Origin of the sequence: Streptomyces sp. NPDC056948, from assembly GCF_042674225.1 — a bacterium.
Lineage (GTDB): Bacteria > Actinomycetota > Actinomycetes > Streptomycetales > Streptomycetaceae > Streptomyces > Streptomyces purpurascens.
This window is the reverse complement of sequence record NZ_JBHUQX010000035.1, coordinates 24,308-34,272: the sequence shown is the minus strand read 5'-3', so window position 1 is coordinate 34,272 and position 9,965 is coordinate 24,308. Positions and strand designations below refer to the sequence as shown.

General features: G+C 71.4%; 8 protein-coding genes. 5 read left to right on the top strand and 3 right to left on the bottom strand.

The window, feature by feature from the left end:
* Positions 1-161: 161 nt before the first annotated feature.
* The 3 genes from ACFTZL_RS07070 to ACFTZL_RS07060 are packed head-to-tail and all read right to left on the bottom strand — an operon-like array spanning position 162 to position 2,890.
* Positions 162-1,484 (bottom strand): GH1 family beta-glucosidase, encoded by a 1,323-nt coding sequence (locus ACFTZL_RS07070; RefSeq protein ID WP_382579256.1) that lies wholly within the window; start codon positions 1,482-1,484, stop codon positions 162-164.
* A 57-nt stretch (positions 1,485-1,541) separates the two neighbouring features.
* Complete coding sequence (locus ACFTZL_RS07065; protein ID WP_382579254.1) at positions 1,542-1,808, bottom strand: protealysin inhibitor emfourin; 267 nt, start codon at positions 1,806-1,808, stop codon at positions 1,542-1,544.
* A gap of 20 nt (positions 1,809-1,828) precedes the next feature.
* Entirely contained in the window at positions 1,829-2,890 is a 1,062-nt protein-coding gene (locus ACFTZL_RS07060) for a M4 family metallopeptidase (protein WP_382579253.1), read from the bottom strand.
* Between the two features lie 332 nt (positions 2,891-3,222).
* Here ACFTZL_RS07060 and leuA point away from each other — a divergent pair, with 332 nt between their 5' ends.
* From leuA to ACFTZL_RS07035, 5 genes are all read left to right on the top strand, one after another.
* Positions 3,223-4,944 (top strand): 2-isopropylmalate synthase, encoded by a 1,722-nt coding sequence (gene leuA / locus ACFTZL_RS07055; RefSeq protein ID WP_382579251.1) that lies wholly within the window; start codon positions 3,223-3,225, stop codon positions 4,942-4,944.
* Between the two features lie 186 nt (positions 4,945-5,130).
* Positions 5,131-5,829, top strand: coding sequence for a TerB family tellurite resistance protein (locus ACFTZL_RS07050; protein ID WP_382579249.1), 699 nt, complete (start codon positions 5,131-5,133; stop codon positions 5,827-5,829).
* 154 nt (positions 5,830-5,983) lie between these two features.
* Positions 5,984-8,077 (top strand): MMPL family transporter, encoded by a 2,094-nt coding sequence (locus ACFTZL_RS07045; protein ID WP_382579248.1) that lies wholly within the window; start codon positions 5,984-5,986, stop codon positions 8,075-8,077.
* An 8-nt stretch (positions 8,078-8,085) separates the two neighbouring features.
* The gene (locus ACFTZL_RS07040; protein WP_382579246.1) at positions 8,086-9,300 is read left to right on the top strand and encodes a sensor histidine kinase; all 1,215 of its coding nucleotides are present in this window, start codon (positions 8,086-8,088) and stop codon (positions 9,298-9,300) included.
* Positions 9,297-9,959, top strand: coding sequence for a response regulator (locus ACFTZL_RS07035; RefSeq protein ID WP_382579244.1), 663 nt, complete (start codon positions 9,297-9,299; stop codon positions 9,957-9,959). The genes ACFTZL_RS07040 and ACFTZL_RS07035 overlap by 4 nt, the downstream gene beginning before the upstream one ends.
* The last annotated feature ends 6 nt before the right edge of the window (positions 9,960-9,965 follow it).

The window sequence follows — 9,965 nt, the reverse complement described above, 5'->3', positions numbered from 1 at the left end:
GCGGGGGGGGGGGTCCCGCGCCCGGGGGGCGGGCCCCGGTTTTTGCGCGGGCGGGCCCGGGGTGGCGCGGGGCGCGGCGGCGGCCCCCCGGGGGCCCCCCCCCCCCCCCCCGGGCCACGCCCCGACGGACGCCGAGGTCAGCCTGTGGACCGGCGTGGGCATCAAGCCGTAGCGTCCTGGGCCTTCAGCAGCTCCCGGTACCAGCGGTACGACGACTTCGGGGTCCGCTCCTGGGTCTCGAAGTCGACATGGACCAGGCCGAAGCGGCGTGCGTAGCCCTCCGCCCACTCGAAGTTGTCGAGCAGGGACCAGACGAAGTAGCCGCGCACGTCGACGCCCGCCTCCAGCGCCCGGTGCAGGGCCCGGACGTGGCCGTCCAGGTAGGTGATGCGGTCCTGGTCGTCGACGCCCGGGTACGAGCAGCCGTTCTCGGTGATGACGACGGGCGGGAGCCGGTCGCCGTAGCGCTCGCGGAACGTGGTGAGGAGTTCGGTGAGGCCCTCGGGTACGACCGGCCAGCCGAAGTCCGTGACCGGGTGGCCCGCGATCTCCCGTACGGAGAAGGGCAGTTCGGCGGGCATGGAGACGCCGCCGAACTCGATCTCCGTGCCCTGCGGGGCGCCCACCCGGGTCGGCGCGTAGTAGTTGACGCCGTACCAGTCGACCGGCTCGGCGATCACCTTCAGATCGGCCTCGACGTCCCCGGGCATCAGCTCGCCGATGCCGTCCGGGTAGCGGCCCAGCAACAGCGGGTCCGCGAAGAGGCGGTTCAGCAGCAGGTCGTAGAACTCGGCCGCCTCCACGTCCGCCGCCTCGGTCGACGCCGCCCAGGTCGGGCCGTGCGAGTTGGCGACGCCGATGTCCGTGGCTCCCGAGGCGCGCAGGGCCCGCACGGCCAGGCCGTGGGCCAGCAACTGGTGATGCGCGACCGGCAGCGCGTCGAACAGCAGCTTCCTGCCCGGTGCGTGCACGCCCAGGGCGTGGCCCAGCAGGGTGTGCTCGGCCGGCTCGTTCAGGGTGATCCACTTCGTCACCCGGTCACCGAGACGGTCGGCGACCAGGGACACGTACTCGGCGAAGCGGGCGGCCGTGTCCCTCTCCAGCCAGTCCAGGTCCGCAGGCAGGTCCCAGTGGAACAGGGTCGGTACCGGGCGGACGCCCGCCGCGCACAGGTCGTCCACCAGCCGGTCGTAGAAGTCCAGGCCCTTCTCGGAGCGCACCCGCGGCCAGGAGACCGAGAAGCGGTACGCGTTCACGCCCAGCTCCGCCAGCAGCGCCACGTCCTCGCGGTGGCGGTGGTAGTGGTCGCAGGCCACCGCCGCCGTCGAGCCGTCCTTCACCCGCCCCGGCTCGGCCGTGAAGGCGTCCCACACGGACGGCTCGCGCGCGTCCGCCGCCCCTTCGATCTGGTGCGCCGAGGTCGACACGCCCCAGAGGAAACCGGCCGGGAAACGGGGGATCGGGTTGCCTGCGTCAGTCGCCATGCGCGGATCATCCGTACCGGCGGTAACTCAAGTCAACAGGCCGCCGCCCAGGACCTGTTACGCCCCCTCCTTGAGGACCCGCGAGATCAGCTTGCGCTGCTCGTCCGTCAGCCGGGGGTCCGAGCAGTAGACCGTCTTGCCGTCCACCGTGAGCTGGTAGCTGAAGCCGTCCGGCACCCCGATCGGCGGAGTGCCCCGGCCGGCGGCCACGGCCTGCTCGGCCAGGGCGTGCCACTCGGCGGCATCGGGGCGGCCCGAGGTGTCCACCTCTGCATGCCGCTCGATACCGGCGAACCCGCCTGTGCGCCTCACCTGAATCCGCATGGCACCTGTCTAGTACGGAACTACAGGGTCCGCACCCCGACCTGCTCCCAGGCCTTCGACACGGCGTCCAGTTCCTCTCCGTCGCCGAAGCGCTCCCGCGCGGCCTTGACCGTGAGCGTGGCGAAGTCGGTGAACATCGCCTTCTCCTTCAGCTCGCCGCCGGTCAGCACGTCGTACCAGACCTGTCCCGCGCGCTCCCAGGCGTGGCCACCCAGGGCCGTGGCCGCGAGGTAGAAGGCGTGGTTGGGGATGCCCGAGTTGATGTGGACACCGCCGTTGTCGCGGCCGGTGCGGACGAAGTCGTCCATGGTCGCGGGCTGCGGGTCCTTGCCGAGGACGTCGTCGTCGTACGCCGTGCCCGGCTCCTTCATGGAGCGCAGCGCCACGCCCGTCACCCGCGGGGCGAGCAGGCCCGCGCCGATCAGCCAGTCGGCCTCGGCGGCGGTCTGACCGAGCGTGTACTGCTTGATCAGCGCGCCGAAGACGTCCGACACGGACTCGTTCAGCGCACCGGGCTGGCCGAAGTAGGTGAGGTTCGCGGTGTACTGCGTGACGCCGTGGACGAGTTCGTGGCCGATGACGTCGATCGGGATGGTGAAGTCGAGGAAGATCTCCCCGTCGCCGTCCCCGAAGACCATCTGCTCGCCGTTCCAGAAGGCGTTGTTGTAGTCGCGGTCGTAGTGCACCGTCGCGTCCAGCGGCAGGCCGTTCCCGTCGATCGAGTCGCGCTGGTACGCCGTGAGGAGCAGCTCGAAGGTGGCGCCGAGGCCGGCGTAGGCGCGGTTGACCGTGGCGTCCTTGCCGGGCTTGTCGCCCTCACCGCGGACCTTGTGTCCGGGCAGGTCGGTGCCGTGCCGGGCGTCGTGGATCGTGCGCTGCGGCTTGCCGTCGGCGACCGAGGCGACGGCACTCGCGCCGATGACCGTGGTGAGGCGGCGCTGGGTGCGCTCGAAGGCGTCGCGCTGGAGGGTGCGGCGGGCCGGGCCGGCCAGCGCGGGGTCCTCGGCCTGGGAGAGCTTGTCGAGGACATGGGGCGGAACGATGGTGCAGAAGACGGGCTCGAAGCCCCCGTGAGTCGTCATGCCTGGCACCTTTGCACTGCGTGACGAGCCTGTCACCGGTCGCCACCATGATTGGTGAAATACGCGGACAAGCGACTTCACGCTCCGTGTTTGGGTGGTATAGCGAAGTGGGATAGCGCACTTTTTGTCCTGTATGTGCGCCCGGTCCCGCATACTGATACGGATCCGCACACCAGGAGGGCCTCGGCTAGCATGCTGCGCATCATGCGTTTCGGGCTGCTTCTCCTTAGCTGCCGCGGCGAGGGCCTGTAGTCGAGGCCGACCCCCTCCCCGCGGAGCTTGGTGCTGCGTCGTCGGCCGTCCTTCCGGACATCCTGAGGAGCCCCCGCATCATGGCGAACCGCCAGCAGCCCAGTTCCATGCCGATCCACAAGTACGGCCGCTACGAGCAGGTCGACATCCCGGACCGCACCTGGCCGGCCAACCGGATCACCACCGCCCCCCGCTGGCTCTCCACCGACCTGCGCGACGGCAACCAGGCCCTGATCGACCCCATGTCACCGGCCCGCAAGCGCGCCATGTTCGACCTGCTGGTCAAGATGGGCTACAAGGAGATCGAGGTCGGCTTCCCGGCCTCCGGCCAGACCGACTTCGACTTCGTGCGCTCCATCGTCGAGGAGCCCGGGGCCATCCCCGACGACGTCACCATCTCCGTGCTGACCCAGGCCCGCGAGGACCTGATCGAGCGGACCGTGGAGTCCCTGAAGGGCGCCAAGCGCGCCACGGTCCACCTGTACAACGCCACCGCCCCCGTCTTCCGCCGGGTCGTCTTCCGCGGCTCCAAGGACGACATCAAGCAGATCGCGATCGACGGCACGCGGCTGGTCGTGGAGTACGCGGAGAAGCTGCTGGGCCCGGAGACGGAGTTCGGCTACCAGTACTCGCCGGAGATCTTCACGGACACCGAGCTGGACTTCGCGCTGGAGGTCTGCGAGGCGGTCATGGACGTCTGGCAGCCCGGCCCGGGCCGCGAGATCATCCTCAACCTGCCGGCGACCGTCGAGCGCTCCACCCCCTCGACCCACGCCGACCGCTTCGAGTGGATGGGCCGCAACCTCTCCCGCCGCGAGCACGTCTGCCTGTCCATCCACCCGCACAACGACCGCGGCACGGCCGTCGCCGCCGCCGAGCTGGCGCTGATGGCCGGCGCCGACCGCGTCGAGGGCTGCCTGTTCGGCCAGGGTGAGCGCACCGGCAATGTCGACCTGGTCACCCTGGGCATGAACCTGTTCTCGCAGGGCGTCGACCCGCAGATCGACTTCTCCGACATCGACGAGATCCGTCGTACGTGGGAGTACTGCAACCAGATGGAGGTCCACCCGCGCCACCCGTACGTGGGCGACCTGGTCTACACGTCCTTCTCCGGCTCCCACCAGGACGCCATCAAGAAGGGCTTCGACGCCATGGAGGCCGACGCCGCCGCCAAGGGCGTCACCGTCGACGACATCGAGTGGGCGGTCCCCTACCTGCCGATCGACCCCAAGGACGTCGGCCGCTCCTACGAGGCGGTCATCCGGGTCAACTCGCAGTCCGGCAAGGGCGGTATCGCGTACGTCCTGAAGAACGACCACAAGCTGGAACTGCCGCGCCGGATGCAGATCGAGTTCTCCAAGCTCATCCAGGCGAAGACGGACGCCGAGGGCGGCGAGGTCACGCCGAAGGCCATCTGGGGGGCCTTCGAGGACGAGTACCTGCCCAACCCCGAGAACCCGTGGGGCCGGCTCCAGGTCAAGAACAACCAGTCGACCACCGACACCGACGGCGTGGACACGCTGAAGGTGGAGGCCACGGTCGACGGCCAGGACACCGTGCTGACCGGCTCGGGCAACGGTCCGATCTCGGCGTTCTTCGACGCGCTGCAGTCCGTCGGCATCGACGTACGCCTGCTGGACTACCAGGAGCACACGATGAGCGAGGGTGCCTCCGCGCAGGCTGCCTCCTACATCGAATGCGCCATCGACGACAAGATCCTGTGGGGGATCGGAATCGACGCGAACACGACGCGCGCCTCCCTGAAGGCGGTCGTCTCGGCCGTCAACCGCGCGACGCGCTGACCAGTCGTAACGGGGATTGTGGGGCTCTGCCCGCCGTTGTCCGGCGGGTGGAGCCCCGTCACATACCGGCCAATCCCTGTGAGGGTCACGGAAAGGTCTCCTCCGGGGTGCTGACTCCTCCTCATGGATGTGGCTAACATCACGCAAGCGCGGCGACGCTGCCGTGCGGCGTGACGGAGGTGCGACGTGCTGCCAGGACGGGGACGAAACGGCCATGCCGCCAGGTTTTCGAGCATCCTGGGCACCCGTATCGCATGGACGGCCGCCGGTGACGGGGAGTTCTTCTGCCCCGGCTGCGGCGGCGACCGCAACTACCAGCGGCTGACCGGACAGCGCCGCTTCACCCTGCTCGGCCTGCCCGTGCTGCCGCGCGGCGAGACCGGCCCGGTCGTGGAGTGCGCCGCCTGCCGCCGCCACTTCGGCACGGACGTCCTCGACCATCCGACGACGATTCGCTTCTCCGCGATGCTCCGCGACGCCGTGCACACCGTCGCCCTCGCGGTGCTGGCAGCGGGCGGCGCCGGTTCCCGTACGGCACTGGAGGCCGCCGTGCTGGCCGTGCGCGTCGCCGGCTTCGACGACTGCACGGAGGAGCAGCTCGCCGCCCTCGTCGAGGCGCTGGCGGCGGACACCGGCCGGATCTCCGGCGAGCCCTGCGGTGCGGGGCTGGCCATAGAGCTGCACGAGGCACTGGACCCGCTCGCCCCGCACCTCGCCACCGTCGGCCGCGAATCGATCCTGCTCCAGGGTGCCCGCATCGCCCTGGCGGACGGGCCGTACACCCCGGCCGAGCGGGACGTCCTCGCGACGGTGGGGGCGGCGCTGACCATCTGCTCGGACGACGTGACCCGGCTGCTGGCGGCCGCCGCGCGTACGCCGTCGTAGGAGACGTCCCCGCGTTACTCCCCGGGGAGTAGTGCGCGGCCCGTGCCGCCCCGGGCAGTACCCCTCAACTCGCCCTCGCGCCCGACGAACCCGTCCCCGCGCGCCGGGAGTCTGGAGAGCGTTCCAGACACCCGATGCGGAGGGAGCCCGGCTGATGGGGGACACAAGGACACGTACGGGGCGACGGCGGGTCGTGCCCTGGGTGGTGGTCGGGCTGTGGCTGGCCGCGCTCGTACTGCTCGGGCCGCTCGCCGGGAAGTTCTCCGGCGTCCAGCAGAACCGCGCGGTCGACTATCTGCCCGACAGCGCCGACTCCACCCAGGTGGCCCGGATCCAGGACCGGTTGCCCGGCGGGGAGTCGACCGACCTGGTGCTCGTGTACCACCGGGACGGCGGTCTGACCGACGCCGACCGGCGCACCGCCGCCGAGCAGGCCGAGAAGGTGAGCGGCGCCTATGACCTGACGAGTGATACGCGGGGCGTCCCGTCCGCGGACGGCTCCACCCTGATGTACCCGGTCTCCAGCACCCAGCCGGGCCAGGACGAGGAGGCCCGGGACGCCTTCGTCGACGGGGTACGGGACATCGCGGAAGGCGGCGGCGGGCTGAGCGTCGAGGTCGGCGGGCCGGGGGCGCTGAACACCGATATGAACAAGGTGTTCGGGACGCTCGACGCCACGCTGCTGCTCGCCACGCTCGGCGTCGTCACCGTGCTGCTCATCCTCATCTACCGCAGCCCCTTCCTGTGGCTGGTCCCGCTCGCCGTGGCGGGCGTCGCCGCCGCCACGGCGATGGCCGCCGGATACGGGCTGCACGAACTGTTCGACGTCACCGTCACCGGCCAGAGCGGCGGCGTGATGACCGTGCTGGTCCTCGGTGCCGGCACCGACTACGCGCTGCTGATCGTCTCCCGCTACCGCGAGGAACTGCGGCGCCACGAGCGGCCGTACGACGCCATGCGCACCGCCCTGCGCGGCTGCGGACCGGCCGTCCTCGCCTCCTCGGGGACCGTCGCGGCCGGGCTGCTGTGCCTGCTCGCCGCCGACCTCAACAGCAGCAGCGGTATGGGGCCGGTCGGCATGGTCGGGGTGCTCGCCGCGCTGGTCGCCATGACGACCCTGCTGCCCGCGGTGCTGGTCCTGCTCGGGCGGCGCGTCTTCTGGCCGCTCATCCCCGCGTTCGGGAGCGAGCCGAAGGCCCGGCGGTCGCTGTTCGCCGCGATGGGCACCTCGGCGACGCGCCGGCCCGCCCTGGTGCTGGTCGGTGGGGGCGTGCTGCTGGGTGCCCTCGCGCTCGGCATGCTCAATCTGACCGGCAGCATCAAGCAGGAGGACTCGTTCACCGAGCGGCCCGAGTCGATCACCGCGATGCAGACGCTGGCCCGGGAGTATCCCGAGCGCAGCAGCCGGCCCGTCACCGTCATCGCCCCCGAAGGCCGTGCCCAGGCGGTGCTGGACCGGGCCCGTGCGACCGACGGTGTCGCCGAGGTGGCGCCGGGGCGCAGCGGGTCGGGCTGGATCGAGATCGCCGTCTTCACCACCGCCGCGCCGGAGACCGCGGGTGAGACCCGGACCATCGAGGCGCTGCGGGCCGGGCTGGACCCTCAGGGTGCGTACGTCGGCGGGCCCAGTGCCCAGCAGATCGATCTGGCCGACAGCGAGTCCCGGGACCGCAAGGTGGTCGTGCCGTTGGTGCTCGCCGCCGTGTTCGTCATCCTGGTCGGCCTGTTGCGCAGCCTCGTCGCACCGTTGCTGCTGCTGGCGGCGGTGGTCGCGGTGTGGGGTGCGGCGCTGGGCATCGGCGGGCTGGTGTTCGAGCCGGTGTTCGGGTTCGGCGGTACGGATCCGGGGCTCGGGTTGCTGTCCTTCGTGTTCCTGGTCGCCCTCGGGGTCGACTACGGCATCTTCCTGATGCACCGTATGCGCGAGGAGTCCATGCGGGGGGCCGAGCCGGAGGTGGCCGCGTTGACCGCGTTGCGGACGACGGGTGGGGTGATCGCCTCTGCGGGGGTCGTGCTCGCGGCGACGTTCGCTGTGCTGACGACGCTGCCGATGGTCGGGCTGGTGGAACTCGGGTTCGTCATCGCTGTGGGGGTGTTGCTGGATACGTTCCTGGTGCGTACGTATCTGGTGACCACGGCGAGTGTGCTGTTGCGGCGGCGGGTGTGGTGGCCGGGGAGGCTCTCGCGTGCACCGGAACCGCCTGTCGAGGCTGAGCCGGGGCGGGTGCGCACGCATGCCCGCAGCTAGCTGAGGATGTGACCGTGCAGGCACCCACCATCGGTAATCGGATCATCGCGGCGATCAACCGCGACCCCCTGACCGCCCCGCACGCCCTCCGTAACGACGCCCTGCTCGCGGTCGCCGCCGCCGCGGTCGCCGTCGGGCTCGGGCTGCTCGGGGGTGACGGGGGCGGGCCCGACGCGCTGGGGTGGGTGCTGCTGGTCGCGTGCAACGTGCCGATCGTGTGGCGGCGGCGTCGGCCGTTGCTCGTGCTGCTCGGGGTCGTGGCCTGTGTCGCCCCGTACCACGCCCTCGACAACCCGCACTCCGCGCCGACCCCGGCCACGTACATCGCGCTCTACACCGTCGCCGTCACCGGCCGCCCGCTGCGTGCCGTCCTGGTCGGGGCCGGCGCCCTCACCGTCTCGACCAGCACGATGCTCACCATCAACGCCCACGAGGCCCTGAGGATGCTGCAGATCTCGGGCTGGGTGGTCGCCGTGCTGTTCTGCGGCGTCGACGTGCGGTTCTACCGCCAGTACGTCGCCTCCATCGTGGAGCGGGCCGAACGGGCCGAACGGACAAGGGAGGAGGAGGCCCGGCGGCGGGTCGCCGAGGAGCGGCTGCGGATCGCCCGGGACCTGCACGACCTGCTCGCCCACAGCATCACCCTCATCGGCGTGCAGACCTCCGTCGCCGCCCATGTGCTGTCCGCCGACCCCGAGCGGCTCGACCGGGAGACGGTCGCCAAGGCCCTCGACGACATCGCCGAGACCTGCCGCAGCGCCCGCGGCGAACTCCGTACGACGCTGGAGGTGCTGCGCGAGCACGGCCCGCCGGAGGCCCGCGGCCCGCTGCCCGGCCTCGACGGCCTGCCCGACCTGGCGCAGGCCGCGCGGCTGGCCGGTGCCCGGGTCGAGCAGACCGTACGGATACGGCACGCACCGCCCGCCGTCGGCGCCGCCGCCTACCGCATCGTTCAGGAGGCCCTGACGAACGCCGTACGGCACGCCGGACCCGACGTCTCGGTCCGGGTGGAGCTGGACGAACGGCAGGGCGCCCTGCGTCTGTCGGTCAGCGACGACGGCACCGGACCGGTCCCCGGCGGCACCCCGGGCTTCGGACTCGTCGGAATGCGGGAGCGGGCCCGGAGCGTGGGTGGCACACTCGACGCCGGACCGCGTCCCGGGGGCGGATTCGAGGTGGCCGCGGTCCTGCCGCTGACCACGACGGGGAAGAGGACCGGATGACCATCCGCGTACTGCTCGCGGACGACCAGACCCTGGTGCGGGAGGCGTTCGCGATGCTCGTGGAGTCGGCCCGCGACATGGAGGTCGTCGGCCAGGCCGCCACCGGCCGGCAAGCCGTGGAACTGGCCCGCAGCGGGCGCGCCGACCTCGTGCTGATGGACATCCGCATGCCCGACCTGGACGGCATCGAGGCGACCCGGCTCATCGCGGCCGACGACGACCTCGCGGGCGTCCGCGTCCTGGTCCTCACCACCTACGACACCGACGAGTACATCGTGGACGCCCTGCGCGCCGGCGCCTCCGGGTTCCTGGTCAAGGACACCAGGCCGGCCGAACTCCTCGACGCCATCCGCACGGTCGCGGCCGGGGACTCCCTGCTGTCGCCCGGGCCCACGGCACGGCTGATCGAGCGGTTCCTGCGCAGCCCCTCCGCACCGGTGACCGGCGGCCCGGAGTGTCTGTCCGAGCGCGAGCGGGAGGTGCTGGCCCTGGTCGCGCGCGGCCTCAACAACACGGAGATCGCCGAGGTGTTGGGCCTGAGCCCGCTGACCGCGAAGACCCACGTCAGCCGCATGATGGGGAAGCTGGCGGCGCGGGACCGGGCGCAGTTGGTCATCGTGGCGTACGAGTCGGGGATCGTGACACCGGGGAACATCTGACGGACA